This window comes from Acidisoma sp. L85, assembly GCF_009765865.1.
GTDB lineage: Bacteria > Pseudomonadota > Alphaproteobacteria > Acetobacterales > Acetobacteraceae > Acidisoma.
The window spans coordinates 35,047-58,030 of the sequence record NZ_LMUQ01000027.1 but is presented as its reverse complement, the minus strand read 5'-3'; the positions used below and the strand labels follow the sequence as shown (position 1 = coordinate 58,030).

At 58.1% G+C, this 22,984-nt stretch carries 21 protein-coding genes; 15 read left to right on the top strand and 6 right to left on the bottom strand.

Going from position 1 to position 22,984, the window contains the following annotated elements:
* Positions 1 to 50 precede the first annotated feature (50 nt).
* The 5 genes from GSQ83_RS08520 to GSQ83_RS08500 all read left to right on the top strand — a co-directional run bounded on the left by GSQ83_RS08520 (position 51) and on the right by GSQ83_RS08500 (position 5,273).
* A complete protein-coding gene (locus GSQ83_RS08520; RefSeq protein WP_158802474.1) occupies positions 51 to 431 on the top strand; it encodes a RidA family protein in 381 nt (126 codons plus the stop codon).
* A 345-nt stretch (positions 432 to 776) separates the two neighbouring features.
* A complete protein-coding gene (locus GSQ83_RS08515) occupies positions 777 to 1,856 on the top strand; it encodes an ABC transporter substrate-binding protein (protein WP_216849986.1) in 1,080 nt (359 codons plus the stop codon).
* An 8-nt stretch (positions 1,857 to 1,864) separates the two neighbouring features.
* Positions 1,865 to 3,346 (top strand): sugar ABC transporter ATP-binding protein, encoded by a 1,482-nt coding sequence (locus GSQ83_RS08510; RefSeq protein WP_254065567.1) that lies wholly within the window; start codon positions 1,865 to 1,867, stop codon positions 3,344 to 3,346.
* A 65-nt stretch (positions 3,347 to 3,411) separates the two neighbouring features.
* Positions 3,412 to 4,320 carry an ABC transporter permease gene (locus GSQ83_RS08505; RefSeq protein WP_158802473.1) on the top strand — a complete coding sequence of 303 codons (909 nt, stop codon included), beginning with the start codon at positions 3,412 to 3,414 and terminating at the stop codon, positions 4,318 to 4,320.
* Positions 4,320 to 5,273, top strand: coding sequence for an ABC transporter permease (locus GSQ83_RS08500; RefSeq protein ID WP_158802472.1), 954 nt, complete (start codon positions 4,320 to 4,322; stop codon positions 5,271 to 5,273). Before GSQ83_RS08505 ends, GSQ83_RS08500 begins: the two co-directional genes overlap by 1 nt.
* A gap of 369 nt (positions 5,274 to 5,642) precedes the next feature.
* Here GSQ83_RS08500 and hflX read toward each other — a convergent pair whose 3' ends face one another.
* Positions 5,643 to 6,998, bottom strand: a complete 1,356-nt coding sequence (hflX, locus tag GSQ83_RS08490) for a GTPase HflX (protein ID WP_158802470.1) — start codon at positions 6,996 to 6,998, stop codon at positions 5,643 to 5,645.
* A 457-nt stretch (positions 6,999 to 7,455) separates the two neighbouring features.
* Between hflX and GSQ83_RS08485 the strand changes: the two genes are divergently transcribed.
* The gene (locus GSQ83_RS08485; RefSeq protein ID WP_158802469.1) at positions 7,456 to 8,487 is read left to right on the top strand and encodes a methyltransferase; all 1,032 of its coding nucleotides are present in this window, start codon (positions 7,456 to 7,458) and stop codon (positions 8,485 to 8,487) included.
* Positions 8,488 to 8,930: 443 nt separating this feature from the next.
* On the opposite strand, the gene GSQ83_RS08480 is transcribed toward GSQ83_RS08485, so the two are convergent.
* The 3 genes from GSQ83_RS08480 to GSQ83_RS30855 all read right to left on the bottom strand — a co-directional run bounded on the left by GSQ83_RS08480 (position 8,931) and on the right by GSQ83_RS30855 (position 10,604).
* Positions 8,931 to 9,161 (bottom strand): hypothetical protein, encoded by a 231-nt coding sequence (locus tag GSQ83_RS08480; RefSeq protein WP_158802468.1) that lies wholly within the window; start codon positions 9,159 to 9,161, stop codon positions 8,931 to 8,933.
* Positions 9,162 to 9,234: 73 nt separating this feature from the next.
* Positions 9,235 to 9,930 carry a lytic transglycosylase domain-containing protein gene (locus GSQ83_RS31135; protein ID WP_371417983.1) on the bottom strand — a complete coding sequence of 232 codons (696 nt, stop codon included), beginning with the start codon at positions 9,928 to 9,930 and terminating at the stop codon, positions 9,235 to 9,237.
* Between the two features lie 548 nt (positions 9,931 to 10,478).
* The gene (locus tag GSQ83_RS30855) at positions 10,479 to 10,604 is read right to left on the bottom strand and encodes a hypothetical protein (RefSeq protein ID WP_256367127.1); all 126 of its coding nucleotides are present in this window, start codon (positions 10,602 to 10,604) and stop codon (positions 10,479 to 10,481) included.
* 27 nt (positions 10,605 to 10,631) lie between these two features.
* Between GSQ83_RS30855 and GSQ83_RS08470 the strand changes: the two genes are divergently transcribed.
* Positions 10,632 to 12,176 carry a cryptochrome/photolyase family protein gene (locus tag GSQ83_RS08470; protein WP_158802466.1) on the top strand — a complete coding sequence of 515 codons (1,545 nt, stop codon included), beginning with the start codon at positions 10,632 to 10,634 and terminating at the stop codon, positions 12,174 to 12,176.
* A gap of 258 nt (positions 12,177 to 12,434) precedes the next feature.
* Complete coding sequence (locus tag GSQ83_RS08465; RefSeq protein WP_158802465.1) at positions 12,435 to 12,668, top strand: hypothetical protein; 234 nt, start codon at positions 12,435 to 12,437, stop codon at positions 12,666 to 12,668.
* 232 nt (positions 12,669 to 12,900) lie between these two features.
* On the opposite strand, the gene GSQ83_RS08460 is transcribed toward GSQ83_RS08465, so the two are convergent.
* Both GSQ83_RS08460 and GSQ83_RS08455 read right to left on the bottom strand, forming a co-directional pair.
* Positions 12,901 to 14,010 (bottom strand): NADH:flavin oxidoreductase/NADH oxidase, encoded by a 1,110-nt coding sequence (locus tag GSQ83_RS08460; protein WP_158802464.1) that lies wholly within the window; start codon positions 14,008 to 14,010, stop codon positions 12,901 to 12,903.
* Between the two features lie 54 nt (positions 14,011 to 14,064).
* Complete coding sequence (locus GSQ83_RS08455; protein WP_158802463.1) at positions 14,065 to 14,523, bottom strand: hypothetical protein; 459 nt, start codon at positions 14,521 to 14,523, stop codon at positions 14,065 to 14,067.
* A 134-nt stretch (positions 14,524 to 14,657) separates the two neighbouring features.
* On the opposite strand from GSQ83_RS08455, the gene GSQ83_RS08450 reads away from it, so the two are divergent.
* The 7 genes from GSQ83_RS08450 to GSQ83_RS08420 all read left to right on the top strand — a co-directional run bounded on the left by GSQ83_RS08450 (position 14,658) and on the right by GSQ83_RS08420 (position 22,831).
* Entirely contained in the window at positions 14,658 to 15,392 is a 735-nt protein-coding gene (locus GSQ83_RS08450) for a TetR/AcrR family transcriptional regulator (RefSeq protein WP_158802462.1), read from the top strand.
* A gap of 101 nt (positions 15,393 to 15,493) precedes the next feature.
* The gene (locus GSQ83_RS08445; RefSeq protein ID WP_158802461.1) at positions 15,494 to 16,717 is read left to right on the top strand and encodes an FAD binding domain-containing protein; all 1,224 of its coding nucleotides are present in this window, start codon (positions 15,494 to 15,496) and stop codon (positions 16,715 to 16,717) included.
* Positions 16,718 to 16,787: 70 nt separating this feature from the next.
* A complete protein-coding gene (locus GSQ83_RS08440) occupies positions 16,788 to 17,843 on the top strand; it encodes an alcohol dehydrogenase catalytic domain-containing protein (protein ID WP_158802460.1) in 1,056 nt (351 codons plus the stop codon).
* Between the two features lie 155 nt (positions 17,844 to 17,998).
* Positions 17,999 to 19,513: a sugar ABC transporter ATP-binding protein gene (locus GSQ83_RS08435; RefSeq protein WP_216849985.1), complete on the top strand. Its 1,515-nt coding sequence runs from the start codon at positions 17,999 to 18,001 to the stop codon at positions 19,511 to 19,513.
* On the top strand, positions 19,510 to 20,508 hold the full coding sequence (locus tag GSQ83_RS08430; RefSeq protein WP_216849984.1) for an ABC transporter permease: 999 nt from the start codon (positions 19,510 to 19,512) through the stop codon (positions 20,506 to 20,508). Before GSQ83_RS08435 ends, GSQ83_RS08430 begins: the two co-directional genes overlap by 4 nt.
* Positions 20,505 to 21,617, top strand: coding sequence for an ABC transporter permease (locus GSQ83_RS08425; RefSeq protein WP_158802458.1), 1,113 nt, complete (start codon positions 20,505 to 20,507; stop codon positions 21,615 to 21,617). Before GSQ83_RS08430 ends, GSQ83_RS08425 begins: the two co-directional genes overlap by 4 nt.
* A complete protein-coding gene (locus GSQ83_RS08420) occupies positions 21,614 to 22,831 on the top strand; it encodes a sugar ABC transporter substrate-binding protein (RefSeq protein ID WP_158802457.1) in 1,218 nt (405 codons plus the stop codon). Before GSQ83_RS08425 ends, GSQ83_RS08420 begins: the two co-directional genes overlap by 4 nt.
* Positions 22,832 to 22,984: the final 153 nt, after the last annotated feature.

Genomic DNA, 22,984 nt, shown 5'->3' with positions numbered 1-22,984 from the left:
TGATAGCGTGATTTCGTTTGGCACACTTTGCCGGGAGAGGGAAGTCGATCATGTTTCGCGTTATTGAAACCGGGCTTGCCCGCACGCCAAACGCGCCGCTCAACGGAACCGTGCAGGCCGGACCCTACCTTCTTTCGACGCACATCCCCAAGGATCCTCAAACGGCGGAAGTTCTTCTGGGCGATATGCAGGCCCAGGCCCGCCGCACGCTCGCCAATGTGAAACAATCGGTGGAAGCGGCGGGGGGAACTATTGCCGATGTGACGCAGGTTATCGTCTTCATCATCAATGCGTCCGATTTCCTCGCCTTCAACGAGGTCTACAGGGAGTTCTTCACGGAGCCATTCCCGAGCCGATCCACCGTCGTGGTAAAGGAACTCTTGGTTCCAGGCATGCTCATCGAATGCGTGGTGCATGCATACCTTGGCTAGAAGAGCCCGAAAGCCTTGAGATCTCCAGTGACGAACGATCCCACTCGATCAGTGAAAGATCTAACAATTCGAGCTCTTCTGCAGCTACAGGTTGAATCTGCGGCGGCCGCGAAATGGATCGGACCCGCTGCCAGAATGCTCTTGACTAATCATCCCATCATAGGATGAAGTTACCGCTCGGCATGCGAATCCAACGACGCTGATCCCGTCGCTTGCGGAGGTTATCCTCGTGCATGACAAAAGACGGTCGTACGCATCACGGCGATGATCAGTGGGAGGCTGAGCTGACCATCGTTACTGCCGCAAATGGCTTGGAACGTTACACATGAAACGTGGGAGCGACCGATGAGGAGCATGCTTCAAGCTAGCGGTGTCGCGTTGCTGGTAGGACTCTGTAGTACCAGTATCGCGTTCGCAGCGGCTGGGGTCGCCACGGGCGACACGTCGAAAAAGCGCATAGCGCTGACAGACGGTTTTAGTTCCAACAGCTGGGAGCAATCGGCTTGGAACGCGTGGAAAGCGGTCGCCAGCCGGGCTGTAAAGGACGGGGTGATCGGCGAGCAGAAGATTATAACGGGAAACGACGATCCTGCTCAGCAAATCACACAAATGCAAAACCTGATACTTGAGGGGTATGACGCCATAGTCGTCGATGCCGCATCGCCGACGGCGCTCAACGGCACCATCAAAGAAGCATGCGACGCAGGAATCGTCGTCGTTATCTACGACTCTCTTGCGACCGAGCCTTGTGCCATCAAGGTCAACGTCGACTACAAAGACTATGGCGTGCAGGAAACGCACTACATGGCACAAGCGCTGGGTGAAAAAGGCAACTTCCTCGAAATTCGTGGTGTCGCTGGTTCAGAGGTCGATATAGATATCTCTGCTGGCATCAACGAGACGCTCAAGCAGTATCCCAATATGCATAAAGTCGGGACTGTCTATGGGAATTGGGACGGGACAATTGCTCAAAGGCAGGTTGCCACGGTGTTGCCGACACTGCCGCAGATCGACGGTGTTCTGACCCAGGGCGGAGATGGCTACGGCTCGCTTCAGGCATTCAAGGCGGCTGGCCGGAAGATACCAACGATCATCATGGGAAACAGGCAGGACGAGTTGGCGGTCTGGAAGGAGATGAGGGACAAGGATGGCTACAAAACCTTTTCGATCTCCTCCGCGCCCGGCATGTCGACCATCGCTTTTTGGACGGCTCAACAAATCCTAGCCGGCAAAAAAGTTCCAAACACTTTCTACGTGCCACTTTTGGCGATCAGGGAAAATACCCTCGATAGCTGGCTTGCCGCCACACCGGTTGGCACCGCGGCAAGTCCTCAATACACGCTGAAAGACACCGTGGAACTCATAGACGACAATCTGGCCGGGGTAAAACCAAAGGATCTGCCGCAACCCAAATTGCCGCAGTAGCCTGTACCGTGGCCATCCAGCGCACTGACGGAAGGGCCGCCGACGAGGGCGCCCTTCTGGCGTTGCGTGGGATCAGCAAGTCTTTCGGGCCGGTTCAGGCACTTAAACAAGTCGATCTGGAGGTGCGAGGCGGAGAGCTGCTCGGGCTGGTCGGACACAATGGCGCTGGCAAAAGCACCCTCATGAATATTCTCTTTGGGGTGACATCACCGGATCGCGGCGACATCATACTTGAGAGCCAAGCCATGGACGAGCGCTATGGCCCTGCCCTGGCACACAGGCTCGGAATACGCTGCGTGTTTCAGGAGCTGTCCCTCTGCCCCAATCTCAGCGCCGTCGAGAATGCGCTCATTGTTCATCCGAGTCTGGAAGGCACAGGTTGGAAGAGGCGCGCGAAGTCACTCATCCTAACGAGATTGCATGAAATATTCCCGGGTCACGGAATAGACGTCCAAACGCCGGTTGGAAACCTACCGATTGGTCAGCGGCAAATGGTGGAAATCGCCAGGGCATTCACCGAGAGCAACAATCTTGCGAAAGTCGTGATCCTCGACGAGCCAACCTCCTCGCTGGATTCGTCGGCGGCGCAACAGTTGCTCAGATTCTTGCAACGGACCGTGCTGGATGGAAAAGCCTGCATCTTGATCACCCATAAACTCACCGAGGTCTTGAATTTCGCGCAGCGTGTGGTTGTCATGAAGGACGCTGGCGTGGTTGCCGACGTGTCGGGAGCGGGCCTCTCCCGGGAACGTCTTTTCACTTTGATGGGATCCGTCGAACGAGCGATGGTCACGCCCGAGGCATCGTCGTTCGCAGGAATGCGGCGCGTGGATGTGGTTGGCAACACTGGAGGGCCATCAGAATTGCGGATCGAGGCGGGGGAGACCGTCGGTCTGGCCGGCCTGGCCGGTCATGGGCAGAAGGAGGTTCTCCACCGGATTTATGCGGCGTCTCGCAGTGGCCGTGACAAGGGATGCAGGGTTACGGGTTCAGCCGCCTATGTGAGCGGCGACAGGCAGCGAGAGGGTATATTTCCGCTGTGGTCGATCGCATCCAATATCACGATAGCAAGCGTCCGAAGTCTGTCCCGAGGCAGTTTCATCAATCCGGTCAAAGAACAGCGCCTTGCCGAGGCATGGCGTGAGAAGATAAATATTCGCAGCAAATCTGTGCTTCAGTCGATTTTGTCTCTAAGCGGGGGCAATCGACAGAAAGCGCTCGTGGCTCGGGCCTTTGCGACAGATGCCGAGATCATTTTGTTCGACGATCCGACCCGCGGCGTGGATTTCGACACGAAGCGCGAATTATATAGCCAAATCGATTCGGCTTCGCGTTCAGGACGGTGCTTCGTCTGGTACACGACCGAGACCGATGAGCTGTTCCTCTGCGATCGGGTATACGTGTTTCACGAGGGAAAAGTGGTGGATTCCTTGGTGAGATCTGAACTAAGCGAGGAACGCCTTCTCCAGGCTTCCTTCCATGAGGCGTGAGGCGGGTCGTGGCTAATACCTCGCGACGATACGCTGAAAACGCCGGATCGGCTCTGGCGGTCTTGATGTCCAAACGCTCGACTCTGTCCGTGATTGCCCTGGTGCTTGTCCTCGTAGCCGTATTCTGGATGCGTCCGAATATCGCGCGCTACAATGGTGTTCGGCTACTGCTGAATCTGTCCCCGGTTCTCATCTTCACCGCGCTCGCGCAAATGTTCATCATGACTGCCAGCGACATTGATCTCAGCATCGGATCCTTCGTCGCCCTCGTCAACGTCATTGTGGCGGGGATCGCGAGTCCAGGATTGGCTGCAGCGGCGCTGCTAGCCTGTGTCGCGGGCTACGGCCTAATGGGAGCCTTGATCCACTGGCTGCGTCTACCTTCGATCGTAGTGACCCTGGGAGCGTCGTTCGTCTGGTTGGGGCTGGGACTAATGGTGCTGCCGCTGCCTGGGGGTGATGTGCCTCTATGGCTGTCCGATGCCATGCGACTGCGCCCGCCGTGGGTTCCGGCTCCGGTGCTTGTGGCGCTCGTCGCCATGCTCCTCGGGCATCTAATTCTATACCAGACATCTTTCGGCGTGATCTTGCGCGGCGTTGGAAGCAGCCCCGCCGCTCTCGAAAGAGCAGGTCGCTCCACATTGCGCGCGCGCATGAGCCTCTATGCATTGGCGGGCATTTGCGGCGTCATTGCAGGCGTCTTCCTGGCAGGAATCACGACGACAGGTGACGCGAATGTGGGACGAGGCCTCACGCTCCTCTCCGTGGGCGCAGTCATCATCGGTGGCGGGGAATTTGTAGGCGGGATCGTATCGCCTGTTGGAACCGTGATGGGGGCATTGGTTATGCAGCTGTCTGGCTCCCTCTTGAGTTTCGCATCGGTGGCTCCTGCGTGGCAGTACAGCGTGCAGGGCGGCATCCTCGTCTGCATCCTGGGGTTACGCGCGATCTCCTGGCGGAGAGTAGTGACGTGATGCCGCTCGCCATTCGGCGACTAGTCGCACAACCCTCCTTCTATGCGACGGCCGGGGCGGTTTTGGTTTGGCTGGTCATCGTCGCACATTCGCATGGCGTAGGCGGAGGCGCGGTGATTTCGGGGGCGCTGAACTACTCCGTGTTTTTCGCACTGGTCGGCGTGGGGCAGATGCTGGTCATGGCCAGCGGTGCCGGCAATATCGACCTCTCGATTCCCGCAAATATCACGCTGGCCGCCTATCTGTCCTCGGGACAGATGCAAGGTGCAAATGCCGGCATGGCGGCGGGATTTGCGATAGGTCTTCTAAGCGGTGTGATCATCGGCCTTGCAAATGCTTTGCTGATTTTGGCGCTTCGGATACCGCCGATGGTGGCCACCCTCGCTTCTGGGCTCGTGATCGAGTCGTTTTGCTTCGCCTATTCGCGGGTTTCGGTCGCGAAGCCTGCGCCATTGTTGGTGAGCTTTACCACCCAGCGCCTTGCCGGGATTCCGTTGGTCGTGATAGCTGCTATCGTTGCCTCCGCCGCTGTCATCGCAGTATTGAAGCGTTCGCTTTTCGGCAGACATATTTTCGCCTGTGGGCAGAACATGACCGCAGCCTGGCTTGCCGGAGTGAACGTCCGGCGAACCCGTGTATTTGCCTATGTGGCCTGCTCGACCTTTGCCGCTCTCGCCGGCATTCTATTCGCAGGGTTTACAGGCGGGCCATCGCTCAATATGGGCAGCGAGTTTCTCCTGAGCTCTATCGCGGTGGTTGTGATCGGCGGCACCAATGTGGCAGGCGGACAAGCCAGTGTCGTGGGCACGTGGAGCGCCTCGATATTCTTATTCCTGCTCCTCACCATGCTGAACGTGTTCCAGGTTGATCCGGGACTCAAGAACGTTATCACTGGCGCTCTGATCATAGCGGTCTTGGCCTTGGGCAAAGCAAATAGACCTCAAGCACAGTGAACGGTGTTCGCGCACGATGACGAAGACGATCTTGTCCGGGGTTATGCTACCTTATCGCCTAGACGCGGATACGCACGAAGACAGTTGGGTGGCGGGCGAGTTTCCAGTTTAACTTGGAGCCGTCGTGCCGCACGTTGCATTGAGCGTCCGGGCCAAGGTGTTGCGCTCTCATGCTTGACACAAGTGCTTTTCGTCGAGGTGCTGCGGAGCGGATGCCCCGGGCTGCTGCGATAAATCCGTCCGCTGGAGCGTAGTCGCGCCGGGGCCGTCAGATACATCCCGGTCATCAAATAGGCTGTTTGGCTGTCAGGAATTTCCGAGAGCAGTTTGCCACTGAAGGCGGCGGCCAACGTGTTTCTACGACGGGGATCATCCTCCAGCAATAGCTCGTTGCAAGCGCGCAATTGCACCTGGCAAGCCGCGCACCTTCAAAATCCGGCCAGTGACGTCATAGTCCTCGGAGAGCACCCGGGCGCCCTCGTAGACATCGCCGAGGAGCCCTTGTTTGGCGTAGGGCAGCGCAAGCTCCTCCTCCACCATGGAGGCCTCGAAGAACGCGATGATGGTCTCGCGCAATGCGGCCACGTCTTCCGGCGACTTCGCTGAAGTCAGGATCGCATCCGGATGCCTGGCGATCAACGCCGCACGCGCCGCTTCGTCCACCCGGTCGATCTTGTTGAGGAGGAGGCGGGAGGGTACGACATCTGCGCCGATTTCCCGCAGCACGGCGCGGCTCACCTCGAGCTGCGCCTCGTAGGTCGGATCGGACGCATCAACGACGAACAGCAGCAACGACGCCTCCAGCGCCTCGTCGAGCGTAGATTTGAATGATGCGACGAGGTCATGCGGCAGATGCTTGATGAAACCTACCGTATCGGAGACGAGCACGCGTGGTTTCGCTTCCGGCTTGAGCGCCCGCACCGTCGTGTCGAGCGTAGCGAAGAGCTGGTCCGCAACGAGCACCTCGCTGCCGGTCAGGGCGCGCATGAGCGAGGATTTTCCGGCATTCGTGTATCCCACGAGGGCGACGCGCAGCTGGTCGCGGCGTGCAGTCCGACGCTGCTCGCTATCGCGCTGCACGTGTTCCAGCTCCTCTTTCAACTCCGCCAGGCGATCGCGAATGTTGCGGCGATCCAGCTCGAGGTCGCTTTCACCCGCGCCTACCCCGCGTTGGCGTTCGCTGCGCGACGCGGACTCCCGCAGTCGAGGTGCCACGTATTTCAGGCGTGCCATCTCTACCTGCAGCTTGGCTTCTCGGCTGCGGGCATGGCGATGGAAGATTTCCACGATAACGCCCGTCCTGTCGAGGACCTGCGCACCGGTGGCGTTTTCGAGATTGCGCGCCTGACTGGGTGATATCTCGTGATCGACAATGACGAATTCCGGCCTACGCGCACCGTCCGGTTTCGGTTCGGGAGCACTAGGCGTCGTGGCCTCGGCATTCTCGAAGCGCTCGCGTGCCTTCGATTTCTGGGGAGCCGTCCATCCTCCCACGACCCCGGTCCCACCGGTGATCGCGGCCAGCTCGGCGAGCTTTCCCTTGCCCAGCACCGTGAGCCCGCCAACGCCGTCGCGTTTCTGCGACACCGACCCTGCGACCTCGTAACCGAGGGTCTCGACCAGCCGGCCGAGCTCGTTGAGGCTCGCCTCGTGCGCGACGTCGTCAATGCCGTCGAGTTGGATGCCGACGAGGATTGCCCGCGGCACAGGCTGCTTAGTTTCCATCGCCCACCCTTAGCACGCCAGCAGCGGCGCGCCGATGGGGCTGGGTCGGCCGCACGCCAGAGCCAATGCTTCGCGCCGGCGACAACGATCTCATCGAGGAGCCACTCGTCACCGCGACCGGGTGCTCGATGACGGATGCGGTGGGCGAATCCCGGGACATATCCAGACACTATTGTGGGACAGGCGGGGGAGACACCGATGAGGGCGACGCCGCGGACAGCGGTGGGAACGGGCGGCACTTTTTACCGGAACCATGCCGCCAACGGAGAGTTTGCCGCTCCCTATCGAAGGCGGCGGCGTGTCAGTTATGGCGGTCGGTTTTACCGATCGCCATCTAACCCAGCGAAGGGGTATCGACGCTCAGACCTGCTCCTCTGGCCTGTAGGCCCTGACGATCCACAGCTTGACTATTTCTGGTCCCTGGAACACGGTTCCGCTATCAAAATGGAGAGTCCGAATGGATCAGTCAAAGCCAGACCCTTCCAAAATTCTCCAAATCGGAATGGGATTTTTTGCATCCAAGGTGTTGTTGAGCGCAGTCGAACTCGGCGTCTTCGAGACGGTTGCCGGCGGCCCAATTTGCTTATCCCAATTACGTGATCGTCTTGGGCTGCACGAGCGTGGTGCGGCTGATTTCTTTGATAGTCTCGTGGCACTTGGCCTGTTATCCCGGGAAGGCGATGGCACCAGCGCCCGTTACGGAAACACCGCCGACACGGCGGCGTTTCTGGTTCCTGCAAGTGCCGGCTATATCGGCGGCATACTGAAAATGGCAAATAATCGGCTCTACCATTTTTGGGGAAATTTGACTGAAGCCTTGCGCACGGGCTTGCCGCAAAGCGAAATAAAACAGAGCAATGGCCACGATGCTTTTGCGGCGCTCTATGATGATCCACGGCGGCTCGCCGAGTTCCTGGACGCCATGGCAGGTGTCCAACGTGGCAATTTCGCGGTGCTAGCAGAGACATTCGAGTTCGACCGATTCACCAAGATCTGCGACGTTGGCGGCGCGAGCGGGGCGTTGTCAATTGCCCTCGCGAAGCGTCACCCTTCTCTACAATGCATCTCTTACGATCTTCCGGCGGTAACCGAGCTTGCGCGCCAGAAAATTCTGGATGCGGGATTGAGTGACAGGATTACGGCCGTGAGCGGCAACTTTCTCGCCGACGGCCTGCCTCACGCGGAGGTAATAACAATGGGCAACATTCTGCACGATTGGGGTACCTCAACAAAAACGCTACTTATTGAAAATGCATATGGGGCCTTGCCGTTTGGGGGGGCGTTGATTGCAATCGAGAATGTCATCGACGATGCGCGGCGCGCGAATTCCGGCGGCCTGCTGATGTCGCTCAACATGCTCATTGAAACACCGGACGGTTACGATTACACGTTCGCCCAGTTCGATGACTGGTGCTGCTCAGCGGGCTTCCGATCGACACAAAGTTTCCCTCTCACCGGGGCGGCAAGCGCTGCAATCGCCTGGAAGTAAGAGTCGTAGGGCAAAGAGCGGTGGATAAAATCCTGCGTTTAAGGAGAAGATCGGCGAATTGGCTGTTACGGCCTTAGTTCGGCTGAGCGTCGTCGATACGCGGTAAGAAGGCTTCCTCGTGTTGACCAGCGGCTGGAACTCAACCTCTGGCAGGGAGGCTATTGTCGCGTATCGTGACTGGCGCCTATGCGTCGGAGAGGCCTTCGGTTGTCATGATTGCGGATCCGCCGGCGGTCGGCGGCGCGGGAAGAGGCTTCGGGCGACAGCAGGGCGTTGAAAAAGAGCGTGAGGTTTTGCCAGGCCAGTGCGGACCGGACGGCACCTTCGGCCCGCACACGATGCAGATCGCCGGCGAAGCATGGCCGTCGAAGCCTAATCACTCCGCGATAATTGCGCCGATCTCAGGTAGTTGAGGCTTTGGAAATTGGCCACTGCCAATGGTCTCATTTATATCGCCGTGCTGCCAGAATCTGAAGATTGATACCTGCCACGATATCGGTCATCTTTTGCTTGTCACCCACTGCGATGCGTTCTGGTATGAAAACTACGTCCGCGGCGTCGGCCATCAACGGATCACCGGCAAAACGTAGGTCTGCGCAGCGCTCTGGCAGAGAGATGCGCCCGATAACCAACAAGGTATAGAATCCAGTTGACTGCCCCGAGAAGTGACGCAACCGGGGACTTCTTAACAGAAGCGGTCGCGAAGTTGCACTGCGCCAGAGGCTCGCGACAAGCTAGTTCCATATTTTATCGATGGTTTCCATCAGGGGCCCGCCGGCTGCGTGCAACGGCGGTTTGCAGATCGGCGACGTCTGACGCCGCCTCACGTTGGGGAAAATGAGTTTTACTTACATAGTATTTAGCGACATAGCCATTGAAGAAACCCTTCGAAAAGCTTCCCGTGTTGTAGGCGGAAAGTGCAGCTCGAAGGGCGGTCTGTGGGTCTGGCCAGGTTTGCACGGCCGCTAGATAGTCAGCCGTCAATATGCTCGCCCCCGCTCGGATATTCGTACATGCATCGAACATATCGCGAACCGAGTAGCCTAGGTCGCTAAGATTCGCGCTATCAACCTGCATCAAGCCCATGTCGACCCTATAGCCGCGCTTGATCCAAGCTTGGGCAAGCCTTGTGGCATCTCCAGCACGACTTGCGGGCATTGGCTGTGCACTCAGTCCGTTCACATGAATGGCATAGGGGTACCCGTCCGACTCTATTCGGATCACAGCGCGAAGTGTGCTCGCGGGCACGGTACGACTGCACCGAAGAAGAGCATCGTCCTCCGTTGTCACGGCTATCGGCGCCGGTGCCCGCGCCGGGCCGGCAGTGCATACTGACGTATCAGAGGCAGTGTATCCGCACACGAGGACGGAGCGGGTGTCGGTTTCTGCGGCCGTCGAAAACGCCGCCTCTTGGCGCGAGCTGATCGGCCCGGCGAGGCACATGGAGGCATTGAGCACGAGTAAAAGACCGACAAGAGAGGCTTTGAGGCTGTCGAGCATTCAGTTCGCTGTCTTTCATCCAGACGAAACATGTGGGCGCTTGCAACGGACTCGAATTTCCACCTTAAACCTGCGCCGCCTGGCCGCCGCAGGCTCTTCCGTACCGTCAGTCATTGGCCCACTACCTATCTCGACCGATTTACCCTCGCCGAACTATCCGAGTAGGACGACCCGGAGACGTTTATGCAGGTTTTAGGACGAAGTCGATACACTAAATAGCATTTGACGAAATGACTTTTGTTCCGTTTTCAGTTGTTGAAAAGTCATGCTCGAATATCGAGACAAAGCAGCGCTTCGTGGCTAGACGAGTACTATAGCTGCTCTTAGATACAAACATACAATCCTTGCGTTCGATGGAGTAGCTCTAGGGCAGTGACGTATGAGTTTCACCTTTGTCGTGCTAAACGCTGTCGAGGCAGGGAGATGACGCAATCGAGGATCCGATCCCCCCGTGCGTGTCTGGTGCGCGACGTCGCGCGACCGCGCACCGCCTAGGCGGCGTTGCCCGTCGCCTTGTTGACGTCGGGAAGGGCCGCGTCCGTGGCCACTGTGCCGAGGTCGAGCAGTCCCGCCGCCTTGATACTACTGGCGGCCGTTGTGTCTAGGCGGGTGGTCACCATCTATCGGGTGAGAGGTGGAAAGCGATGAAGAGAAAGCCTACGCTGCGGTTTATTCTGGGCGATCAGCTATCCCGAGAAATCTCCTCCCTTCGCGATGCTGACCCGGCGCGCGACATGGTCTTGATGGCGGAGGTTGCGGAGGAGACGGTCTATGTGCCCCATCACCCCAAGAAGATCGCGTTTCTGTTTTCGGCCATGCGCCACTTTGCGTTGGAACTGCGCAACGAGGGATTTTGCGTCGACTACGTGACCTTAGCTGATCCCGCCAATAGCGGCTCTTTTGCTTCAGAGCTCGCCCGTGCAGTTTCGCGCCACCAGGCGGTCTCCGTCGTGGTGACCCATCCTGGCGAATGGCGCGTCTTGGACGCGATGCAGGTGTGGGAGCAGGCCGCCGGTGTTCCCGTTGAAATCCGAGAAGATGATCGGTTCGTTTGTCCGCTGCCGCGTTTTCGTCGGTGGGCGGAGGGGAAGCGCCAGCTTCGCATGGAATTTTTTTACCGTGAGATGCGGCGAGCAACCGGCTTGCTGATGGAGCAGGACGGCGAGCCCGTGGGCGGCCGCTGGAACTTCGACACAGAGAACCGTAAACCCGTGCCGGCGCGGCTAGATATGCCACCGGCCTTCTTCGTAAAACCCGACGCGATTACGCAGGAGGTTCTAGCTCTTGTCGGAACTCGCTTTGCTGGCAATTTCGGAACGCTGGATGGCTTCGACTACGCGGTGACAGCGTCCGATGCGCGACGTGCCCTCGCGCATTTCATTGCCCATTCGCTGCCATCCTTTGGCGACTACCAGGATGCGATGCGGCAGGGCGAAGATCGATTGTTTCACTCAATGCTTTCGCCCTATCTGAATGCTGGATTACTCGACCCTCGCGCGGTTTGCGACGCAGCAGAGGCTGCCTGGCGGGGTGGCCAGGTTCCGCTCAATGCTGCGGAAGGCTTCATCCGTCAGATTCTCGGCTGGCGCGAATATGTCCGTGGCCTGTACTGGCTAAAAATGCCTGGGTATGCCGACACCAATCGGCTTGGCGCCGATCGCGCGCTTCCCGGCATTTATTGGGGCGGCCCGACCGAAATGAACTGCCTGCGTCAGTGCGTTGATCAAACACGGCGCCTGGCACATGCGCACCACATCCAGAGACTGATGGTGACAGGAAACTTCGCCTTGCTGATCGGTGCCCGACCATCCGAGGTAGAGGCTTGGTATCTTGCCGTCTATATCGACGCCTATGAGTGGGTGGAGTTGCCAAATGTCCACGGTATGATCCTTTATGCTGATGGGGGTTATCTCGGGTCGAAGCCCTATGCGGCAAGTGGCAAATACATTGATCGAATGTCTGATTACTGCGGCCGTTGCCACTACGACGTCAGGCAGACTTTGGGTTCCAAGGCATGTCCCTTCAACTTCCTCTACTGGAACTTTATCATTGCGAAGGCGCCTGAATTGCGCGGCAATCAGAGGATGGCGATGACCTACGCCTCGCTCAACCGCATGGACGATATGAAGCAGGCCGCCATCCAAAGGCAGGCGGCTGAATTTTTGGCCGATTTGCCGGTAGAGTATTGAATAGTTGCAACAGAGGGTGCCCCGCTCGTCCCTGCTCAATCGTCAAACTGCACTATACGAACAAGGATCGGCTGGCCAATTGGGAGCCATCTCAACCGCTTCCAGGACATTGTGGGAGGCAAGTCCTCCCGGTCTAACTGACGTGTAGGGCTATCGACCGAGTAGAGCTTTCTCAATCCGCACGCTGGTCACCGGACCTGCAGAAGCCGCTGTCGCCCGCTGGGTTTAGTGCAGCTCGCCCGAGGCCGACAGCTAAGGTTGACGCCGCCCCGGCAGCGCGCCACCATTCTCATGATCATTGTCGTTTTTCTCTTCGAGACGAACCTTACGGTGAACGCAACGCCCTTAGGGAAAACGTCTGGGATTATCTGCGGCCGCCGCGTCTCGAGCTGGTCCGAGCGAGAATTCGCCGAAGAGTTTCGGAAAACGCCGGTGACCTACGTCCGCACCACCCAGACCGAGATGATCCCCGAGAATGAATGGCCCTATTGAAGGAGCGGCCCGGTCCGAAAGTGCCCGACACAGATCGCGCGCCGGCAGTCGCACGTAAGTGGGGTCAAGAGAATGCCTGACACCGGTCGAACACGAGGATAATCCAAGTTTGACTTTGGCTATGTGGGCAACGTCGCCCAAAAATTTACCATGCCCATGACCTTTACCCGAAAATCTTTAATCGGATGATACCCTATTTTGGATCGCGACTGCGATTCACTGAGTCGGGTCGCTAGCGAAAGCCTGGCGTTGCCGAACGATATCGCTCAAGCCAGTGCGCATACGCAGGGGGGAGCGTCCACGCCGGCCGACTCACGCCAAGCGCGCGTGCCGCCGCATAAGGCCAATGATGGTTTTCCAGGAGAGCGCGGGCAAGCATAACGAGGTCGACCTGATGGTCGCGAACCAGGGCGTTAGCCTCGTCGGGCTCGCTGATATACCAGCTGGTGGCTGTTGGGATGTCAGCCTCACGGCGTATGTGGCCGGCGATAGAGGCCATGAAATTGGGGCCAAACGGAATTTCAGCGTCTGGCGTGGAGAAGCCAAGGCTGACATCAATGAGGTCGAGCCCGCGCAGCTTAAACTCGCGAATAACCGCAACCGATTCCTCGAGCGTCTCTTCCCGATCATCATATTCAATGACGCCCATGCGGGCCGTGAGCGGCAAGTGATCCGGCCAAACCGCTCTCACGGCTGACAAGATTTCGTTCAGGAATCGGCTGCGGTTCGAAAGACTGCCGCCATAAAGGTCGCTACGATGATTGGAATGTGGCGATAGAAAATTTTGCCCGAGATAACCGTGCGCGAAATGCAATTCGAGCCATTCAAAACCAATATCGCGAGCCCGTTCAGCCGCCGCCACAAATTCGCCTGTCACACGAACGATGTCCTCGAGCGCCATCTCTCTGGGCACGCGAGCCAAACCGCCGCCATATGCAATAGCCGACGGTGCAATGGGCTGCCACGCTCGTGGGTCTTCCTCAGGGATATGGTCGTCGCCTTCCCAGGGCCGGTTGGCGCTCGCTTTTCTGCCCGCGTGCGCAATTTGGATTCCGGGCACGGCTCCAGCGGCCCGGATCAGCTCGACCGCTTTCCTGAGCGCCTCGGACTGGCGATCGTTCCAAAGACCCACGCAGCCGGGCGTGATGCGCCCCTCACCCGAAACCCCGGTCGCTTCAACTATCACGAGAGCCGAACCGCCTCGAGCTAATCCGGCAAGGTGGGCATAATGCCAGTCGTTGACGACACCATCGATCGCGGAATACTGACACATAGGTGACACGGCAATACGATTCTTAAGCGTCACGCCCTTCAGTACGAAGGGATCGAAAAGTGCCGTCATAGTCGCTCCTCCCCCGATGAGCAGCTTCAGCTGCATAGATTCAGATTGCAGCCCTCATGATACGACGTTCGCAGGTTCAACTGTGGTGGACCTGCGTACCAAGTCGGGAATAGCAAGCGCCGGATTCGCGCTTTTCAGAAATTCGACGGTCGTAAAAAGTAGCTCGGTATCGCCAATGTTCTCAAGGTCGTGAATCATCGACTGGCCGGAGGGAAATGTCATGTCCCTGGTATCCCCGGAGCGATAGGTCGTCTCGACAGATCGGCCGTCATTGTAGTGGGAGCGCGCGACACCATCCGAGATTACGGTCCAGAAATAGTCGAGTGCATGGCGATGAAAGCCAATTCTCTGGCCCGGTCGCAATCGCAGGCACCAAACCCTAACGCGTTCAGTCTCCGACACAAGTTCAGTGCCAACACAGCCATTTCCGGCGCTTTGCGCGAGCTCCGCCGTCAATAGCTGGTCCCAGCTTGGATCAGGACGCAATTCTGGAGTATTCACTCCGTGGGACATTTGCTTTCTCCTCTATCCGCAGCTTATTGTTCGATCGATCAATGTCAAGAGGATATATCTCGCGCCACCCCCGATGGCCTTGCGGGCACCCGATTGAGGTTATATCGGCATAGGCTTCGACGCCTGGAGGGCGAATGCGGCGCACCGGACCTAATGCTGATTACGCAAATGTTACTCAAAAGCGGACAAACCCTCTGATGGCAAAGAAGGCAATCGTGTCGGTGAAATCGTCTGTCGGCATCCGGCGGCGGCTCCGGCCGGAAGATAGACGAAGACAGATCCTTGACGGAGCGATCTCCTTCTTCGCAGAGCACGGTTTCGAAGGCGGAACACGCGATTTAGCGAAACAGTTGGGCGTCACGCAGTCTTTGATTTTCAACTACTTCCCGACCAAGGAAGAGCTGATCCGAGAGGTCTACCAAAGCGTCTATGTCGGCCGTTGGCGCTCAGAATGGACTGATCTGATCAGCAACACCAGTGTTCCGCTCCGTGCTCGGCTGATCGAGTTTTACATCAACTATACGAGCGTGATTTTCTCTTCAGACTGGCTCCGTATCTATCTGTTTTCCGGATTGAAGGGCCTGCCAATAAATTCCATGTGGATCGCCTTCGTGGAAGATCACCTGATCCGCCGCATTTGCGTCGAGGTTCGCCGTGAGAATAACTTCTGTGAAGGCACCATGTCCGAAATCTCAGCCGAGGAGATCGAGACCTTCTGGCTCTTCCACAGTGGCATCTTTTATTACGGTGTTCGCCGGGAGGTCTACCGGTCACCAGTACATCTTGGCGTGCAGAAATTCGTGGAGACGAGTGTCGACGCTATGCTGGCTGCGCTTCCCGCGATCATGCGGGCCAAGGTTGCGCAATGACTTTCGGCTTGACACCCGTTCTCGACCCCTCCTATTTATAGATCGATCGAACTATAACAATAAAACACCTCGGGGTAACCTGCGGGGGATAGGGTGGCGATTTGAGCTCTCAACCGAGCAAAAGCGCGATTATTGTGGGGGGCTCAATCGCGGGCCTCACGACAGCTCTTCTACTGCATCGCCAAGGATGGAGTGTCGATGTCTTCGAACGATCCGAAGTAGAATTGGCCGGCCGGGGAGCAGGCATCGTCACTCACCGGGATCTGTTCGACGCGCTCCAAGCTGCTGGCATCGAGCTAACCGCGGACCTAGGAGTGAGGGTAGAGGGCAGACGCGTCTTCGACCCTTCCGGAGCGGCTGTTCTGGAACTCGCCTACCCGCAGGTCCTGACATCCTGGGACCGGCTTTATCATGAGCTGCGATCGCGCTTGCCAGATGAATGCTATCACATGGGACACACGCTGGAATCGGTTGAGAATGGTGCCGACGCTGTGGTGGCACGGTTTGCCGGCGGTTCCGAGGCGCGCGCGGATCTTCTGATAGGTGCCGATGGCTTCCGCTCTTCTGTGAGGCGGCACTTCTTTCCGGACATCGTGCCAAACTATGCAGGCTACGTCGCATGGCGCGGGCTTGTCGATGAAGGGGACGTCACAGAGACAACCAGGCGGGATATTTTTGGGCATTTCACCTTCTCACTGCCGAAGGGTGAACAGATGCTTGGCTATCCCGTTGCTGGTGTCAACAACGACATGCGGGTTGGCCGGAGGCGCTATAATTGGGTCTGGTACCGCCCGGCGGATGAAGCGGTCGAGCTGCGAAAACTACTTACGGACGCCCAAGCTAATGTCCATGAGCTATCCATTCCGCCACGCCTGATACGCGGAGAGATGATCGAGGCCATGCAGCGGTCAGCGTCGCGTTCCTTGGCTCCGCAGTTTCAGGAACTCGTACACTTGACTGTCCAGCCCTTCTTTCAGCCGATTTATGATCTTGAGACGCGCCGGATGGCGATAGGCCGTGTGGCGCTCCTCGGGGATGCCGCCTTCGTGGTCCGGCCGCATGTTGGTGCCGGTGTCACCAAAGCAGCTCAAGATGCCCTGTCGCTAGCTAAATCGCTCCGGAATGATGATGGTGTCGAGTCTGCTTTGCTGGGATTCGAGCAAGAGCGTATGCCGGTTGGAGCCAAAATCATGCGGCGGGCGCGGCAACTTGGAGCTTACATGCAGTCGCAGGTTAGTACGCAAGAGGAGCGGCAGGACGCGGAACGGCATCGGACCCCCGAGGCGGTGGTGCAGGAAACGGCATCACTCGAATTCCTCCACTGACCGCATGTCCGAAGCCGCCTCTGAACAAAGTATCTCGTAGACAGAAACGTTCGAATTAGGGATCACGCAGATGCCAAAAATGAGAGCCGCCATCTTCGCCGAGGTCGGCCGCATCGTCCTGGACGAGAAGCCGGTGCCGGATGTCGGACCTACAGATGCTTTAGTACGCATTACGACGACAACAATTTGCGGGACAGATATTCATATCCTCAAAGGGGAGTATCCCGTGGCTAAGGGGCTGACGATCGGTCACGAGCCGATTGGCATCCTTGAAAAGGTTGGTTCTCAGGTCACCGGCTACAAAGAAGGGCAGCGCGTCCTTTGTGCCGCTACGACGCCCTGCGGACAATGCAACTCCTGTCTGATGGGATTTCACTCTCAGTGTGGCGGCAAGACTGCGGGCGGATGGATGCTCGGAAACTACCTTGATGGATGCCAAGCCGAGTACTTTCTCATACCGAACGCCCAGGCAAACATGGCGGTCATCCCAGATAATGTCACAGACGAAGAGGTCCTTCTTGTTCCGGACATTGTGAGCACCGGCTTTTCTGCGGCCGAACATGGCAATATAAAAATCGGCGACACTGTAGTCATTTTCGCCCAGGGTCCAATCGGCCTTTGCGCAACAGCCGGTGCCCGGCAGCTGGGAGCGGGGCTCATCATCGCCGTGGACCCAGTGGCGGAGCGCCGAGAAAAATCGAAGTTGATGGGCGCGGACGTCGTCCTCGATCCCAACGCGACCGATGTAATTTCGGAAGTAATGAGGCTGACCAACGGTGCCGGTGCCGATGTCGCACTCGAATGCCTCGGCCGCACCGAAACCTTAGCGGGTTGCCTGAATTGTACCCGGCCTGGGGCGATAATCTCAAGCGTCGGTATTTATTCCACCGATGTTCCCCTGCCGCTGCAAGGCATAGGAGCTGGACTCGCGAACAAGACGATCGTTACCTCAACTTGTCCCGGAGGCAAGGACCGCATGGCGCGGTTGCTGAAGATCATCGAGAACGGCCGGGTCAAATTCGGCTCTCTTGTGACGCACCGCTACAAGCTGGACGACATCGAGGCAGCCTACGAGTTGTTTGCAAATCAGCGCGATGGCGTCATCAAGGTCGCGGTCACGCCCTAACCACGTCGATACGGAGCAGTTGGCGCCGGAACCCTCCGCGCCGGCTGCGCCATATGGGCCAGAGGCCGGTCCAGCGGCCGGCAACGAGGGGCGCGATGCAACACCAGACCGACGAAATCGATGACGCTAGCGGAGGTCCCGCACCCCAAACGCCTGTGCTGCGCGTCGCGGGCGTGTCGAAGGCATATGGCGCCACGATCGCTCTAAACTCAGTCACACTCGAAGTGCTATCGGGCGAGGTGCATGCTTTGCTCGGTGAGAACGGCGCTGGCAAATCGACCTTCGTCAAGGTTCTGAGTGGCATCGTCCGGCAAGGCGGCGGCGCGCTCTCGCTGGACGGCACACCCTACGAACCCCGATCCCTGATGGACGCGCGTCGTTCTGGCGTCTCTACCGCCTTTCAGGAGCTTAGTCTCCTACCCAACCTCACCGTCGCGGCCAATCTTACACTCCCTCATCCCCTAAAGGGGGGGCTCGGGCTAGCGTCGCGATCACGCAATGAAGCCCGGGCCGTAGAACTCCTCCACCAATTCGATGCCGCCGATATTTCGCCCCGCTCGATCGTCAGCCGCTTATCTCTTGCGCAAAAGCAACGGATCGAGATCATCCGGGCCATCAGCCATAGACCCCGTTTGCTGGTACTGGACGAACCCACCGCGGCGTTGGCGGAACCCGAATGGCTCTTTCGCATCGTTGAGCAGCTGGCTGCTAGTGGAATGGCGACGCTGTACATATCGCACCGTCTTAGTGAGGTGCGCCGCCTCTGCAATAAGGGAACGATCCTGCGCAACGGGGACAGTATCGGCCCGATTGCCATCGCTGAGACAAGCGATAACGAAATCTTCCGCATGATGGTCGGAAAGCGCTCCGAAGAGCGGCGACAGGTCGCGAGCGGTTCCTCTGTGGTCCGGGATGTTGCGATCGAGGTATCCGGGCTGACCGGAGAATCGATCCACGACGTTGGCTTTTCGCTTCACAAGGGCGAAGTGGTGGGTGTGGCTGCACTTGAAGGGCAGGGACAGCGCGAGCTCTTTCGCATTTTGGGCGGGGTGGCGCGACCATTGCGTGGCACCATTTCGCTCGAGGGTTCACTAGTCAACCTGAAGTCCCCGGGACAAGCTTTAGCGGCGGGCGCGGGCATTGCTTTCGTGCCAGAGGAGCGCAAGTCCGAAGGCATTTTCCTTACTCAATCGACATGTGCCAACGTCACGCTTCCTCTGCTGAATCGGCTCAGCCGGTTTGGGCTCGTCAGCAGCAGACGCGAATATGCTGTCGCGGCTGACCAGATACAGCGTGTGCAGCTCGCCGAGCGGCTCCTTCGCCTACGCATTTCTGCGCTCTCGGGTGGAAATCAGCAGAAGGCGCTCATCATGCGCGTTCTCTTGTCGGGCGCGCGAAGCCTGATACTTTTCGATCCAACACGCGGCGTCGACGTGGGAACCAAGCAGACGATCTACGAGGTGATCCATCGCTTTGTACAAGATGGCGGCAGCGTGCTGATTTACTCAACTGAGCTGCCGGAACTGGTGAAGCTTAGCCATCGCTGCCTTGTCTTATACAGAGGCCGGGTGGCGGGTGAGCTTTCAGGTGAGAACCTAAGCGAGGAGGGTTTGGTGGCTCTGGCCACCGGACACAACATCGAAGAGATCCGCTCGAGGGAGACAGCGTGAGCGCTTTTGTAAGCCGAAAAGTTTCCGATCAGACCGCCGATCGTTCGATCAGGCTGTGGCTGGGCAACGGCGCCCTCGTCGTCTCGATCCTCTATGTCCTTTTGTTCGCCTTCTACGCGGCAGCGCAAGGAGACGTCTTCGGCCTTCAGCCGATGAACGACTTAGCCAACGACACCTTGCCACTCGCACTGGCGGCTGCCGGCGGCACAGTCGTGATGTTGACGGGCGGTTTCGATCTGTCTGTCGCCGGGGTCATTTCTCTCGTCAATGTTTGTATAGCGACGCAGATCGGCGATGGGCCGCTCAACGCGTTGTGGGGATTGCTGCTGGCCATCTTGATTGGACTCGCCGTTGGCATGGTCAACGGCGCGCTGGTTGCCTTTGGCAAACTCCAATCGATCGCCTCCACGCTCGCCACAATGATCGTCTGCTCGGGCCTCGCCATCGTGGTGCTTGACGCACCTGGGGGCAACGTATCCGACTTTATCGCGGACAACGCTACGGATCCGATCTTGGGTGTCTTCCCGGCCGCAGGCGCTATCGCACTCGTTATAGTCCTACTTTGGCTCGTAGTTCGCAGCACGGCCTTTGGCGTGGCGATTTACGCGGTGGGAGCCGATGAGACCGCTGCCTCACTGGCGGGCGTGCCGGTCCTTCGCACCAAATTCCTCGCCTATAGTCTGGGAGGAATCTGCTACGGCCTTGCAGGCTTTATGCTCAGCGCAGTGACTGCTACGGGCAGTCCCTCCGCCGGAACGCCCTTTCTATTACTGATGTTCGCCGCCATCGCTATAGGAGGAACGTCATTCGCAGGCGGCTACGGGGGGCCGATCGGCTCAATGGTTGGAGCCGCTCTTCTTGTCTTATTGCAGAAGGCGCTGTTCTCCGCCGGTGTGTCATCCTTCTACACCGTCATCTTCCAGGGAGCGATTATGATTCTCGCGGTCCTTGTGGGCGGCATTTCTGCTTCGATCGCCGCGGGGCGGAGCCGATGACGAAGACTAGCCCTTCCGAGCACGCTACAGCGGCTCCGGTCCCGGAGGCTTCAGCCAAGGCGACGGCAGCCAGATCCGGATTCAGAATTGGGCCTGAGGGCTGGACCACACTTGCCTTGTTTGGGCTTACTGTCTTTATGATCCTGGCGTCTCGCCTCATCAGTTCCGGGTTTGGCAGCTGGCAACAGGCCCAGGCAATTCTCTTACTTTCCTCTTTCACAATCGTGCTGGGATTCGGGCAGGGTCTTGTCATCCTGATAGGCGGTCTTGATCTGTCTGTTGGCGTTGTCATGACTTTGGGCGGAATCCTTGCATACCGTTGGATCGGGACATCTCTCGTCGCCCTCTTTTGGGCGATCCCCTGTATCTTGCTCGTAACTGGCTGCGTCGGAGCAATAAACGGCTTGGGGGCTACACTACTTAGGCTACCGCCTTTTATCATGACTCTTGCTACCAGTTTAATCATTTACGGCGTTTTTCTCGGATTTACGGGAGGCCAGCCACGTGGGGTCGCTTCGCCAGCCTTGACCAGCGCCTATACGAGCACGTTCGCAGGCCTTCCCGTGATCCTCTGGCTGCTGTTGATCTTTATCATTCTTGCCACGCTGGTGCAGTCACACAGTAGTTTTGGCCGCCGACTCTATGCGGTAGGGACTAGCCCGATGGCGGCCTATATCGCGGGCCTTCCGGTGCGCCTGCTGATCGTTGCCGCGTATGCAATCAGTGGCGCGACATCGGGCCTGGCCGGGATTCTGCTCGTCGGTTATGCGACCGGCGCGACACTGACAATGGGTCAGTCTTACTTGCTTCCGTCCGTGGCCGCAGTGGTGGTGGGTGGCGCGTCAATCCTAGGCGGACGTGGCACATATCTGGCGACTGTGGGCGGCGCGCTTTTGCTCACGACCCTCTCCACTATCATCGAGGCCCTCGGACTAGCCGAAGGATGGCGCACGGTCATTTACGGCCTCGTGATTATGCTTGCTCTCCTCGCATTGAGAGAAAACATGGGGATCGGTTGGGCCCTCACGCCCAAATTCAGAAACACCGCGTCCCGCAGTCGCCCGGGCGGCGCAGGTCACAAACCAAATAAAACAGGAGGAAACGGATGATCGGTCAATACCTCAAGCGCGGGCTTTTAGCCTTCAGCGCTGCCGCGGCGTTATTCATGGCGGCGCACGGAGAATCGAAAGCCCAGGATAAGAAGTTCAAGATTTACCTGAGCCTCAGCTACTCGGGAAACGACTGGCAGACCGAGGCGGCCAATATCGTGAAGGCCCTTGCCGCAACACCCCCGTACGACAAGTTGGTTGACCTCAGGGAAGTCATCTCGGGGACGGACGTACAGGCGCAAATCTCCGCCTATGAGAGCATGATCGCTGACAAAGCCGACGGCGTGATTAGTTTCCCCGTCTCGCCCACAGCTCTAAACCGCACGATCCGGAAAGGCTGCAAAGCGGGGGTGCTGTTCTTCATGTACGATGCGACAGTCACTGAGCCCTGCGCCTACAATGTAAGCTATATTACCTCGGGCTTCGGTGAGAACACCGCGCAAGCTTTGGTGAACATGTTGGGCGGTAAAGGTATCATCTTTGAGAACCGGGGTGTTCCGGGAAATTCAGTTGACAAGAGGCATGTGCTAGGAGCCGAGGCTATCTTCAAGAAATACCCCAACATCCATATCGTCGCTACATATTATGGGATGTGGAGCGCTCAGACCTCTCAGCAGGAAACTGCTAAGGCGTTGATTGCTCATCCGGAGGTGACGGGTATATGGTCGGAATATGGTGAGGAAGGCGTGCTGAAGGCGGTGTTAGCCTCCAAGCGTTCCGAACTGTTTCCAATCACTGGTGAGGACTCGAATGCATTCCGCCTCGCGTTGATTGACCCCGCTTTGAAGGCGAGAGGTTTCACCGGCGCTTCCTCTGGATCGCCACCCGCAACAGCCGGCTATGCGTTCAAGATTATGATGGAGGTCCTGACCAAGAAGAGGAACCTCGCTATACACAACATCGAGTATCCTTTGCCGTGGGTGCCCGCCGACAAAGTCAAGGTGTGCCCGGGCGACGAGTTCGAAAACGGCTGTAACGTGTTCCCGAAGGACAAGGTTACGGACTCCTTCACCACCGAGGTTTTCGAGCCGGTATTGCTGCCTGAGCTCACGATGAAAACAGCACTCACAGGCCTTCCCAAGCCCGGAGCGACAATTCAGCCATTACCTGCAGCGCTCCACCCGGCTCCGTTGGAACCCGGAATCAACTGCGGCCACTGTGAGCCGCCGGCGGATCTCTACAAACTCACCAAGGTCCAGCCCGCGGTCCACTAAAAAGAAAGTCAGACCAAGCGACACCAAGTTGTATGCGGCGCGGCAGCGACCCGCATACAACTTGCCGCAGATTCCGTTACGACAGGTGTTATCGTGCAGCAGTGGGCACCTCCGACGTGCCTCGAGGCGAGAACCTGTAGACGGTAGTCCTTG

Coding starts and splice junctions, on each gene's coding strand:
- GSQ83_RS08520 (WP_158802474.1), top strand. CDS start 51: ATGTTTCGCGTTATTGAAACCGGGCTTGCCCGCACGCCAAACGCGCCG.
- GSQ83_RS08515 (WP_216849986.1), top strand. CDS start 777: ATGAGGAGCATGCTTCAAGCTAGCGGTGTCGCGTTGCTGGTAGGACTC.
- GSQ83_RS08505 (WP_158802473.1), top strand. CDS start 3,412: ATGTCCAAACGCTCGACTCTGTCCGTGATTGCCCTGGTGCTTGTCCTC.
- GSQ83_RS08500 (WP_158802472.1), top strand. CDS start 4,320: ATGCCGCTCGCCATTCGGCGACTAGTCGCACAACCCTCCTTCTATGCG.
- hflX (WP_158802470.1), bottom strand. CDS start 6,998: ATGGAAACTAAGCAGCCTGTGCCGCGGGCAATCCTCGTCGGCATCCAA.
- GSQ83_RS08485 (WP_158802469.1), top strand. CDS start 7,456: ATGGATCAGTCAAAGCCAGACCCTTCCAAAATTCTCCAAATCGGAATG.
- GSQ83_RS31135 (WP_371417983.1), bottom strand. CDS start 9,930: ATGTGCCTCGCCGGGCCGATCAGCTCGCGCCAAGAGGCGGCGTTTTCG.
- GSQ83_RS08470 (WP_158802466.1), top strand. CDS start 10,632: ATGAAGAGAAAGCCTACGCTGCGGTTTATTCTGGGCGATCAGCTATCC.
- GSQ83_RS08460 (WP_158802464.1), bottom strand. CDS start 14,010: ATGACGGCACTTTTCGATCCCTTCGTACTGAAGGGCGTGACGCTTAAG.
- GSQ83_RS08455 (WP_158802463.1), bottom strand. CDS start 14,523: ATGTCCCACGGAGTGAATACTCCAGAATTGCGTCCTGATCCAAGCTGG.
- GSQ83_RS08450 (WP_158802462.1), top strand. CDS start 14,658: ATGCGGCGCACCGGACCTAATGCTGATTACGCAAATGTTACTCAAAAG.
- GSQ83_RS08440 (WP_158802460.1), top strand. CDS start 16,788: ATGCCAAAAATGAGAGCCGCCATCTTCGCCGAGGTCGGCCGCATCGTC.
- GSQ83_RS08425 (WP_158802458.1), top strand. CDS start 20,505: ATGACGAAGACTAGCCCTTCCGAGCACGCTACAGCGGCTCCGGTCCCG.
- GSQ83_RS08420 (WP_158802457.1), top strand. CDS start 21,614: ATGATCGGTCAATACCTCAAGCGCGGGCTTTTAGCCTTCAGCGCTGCC.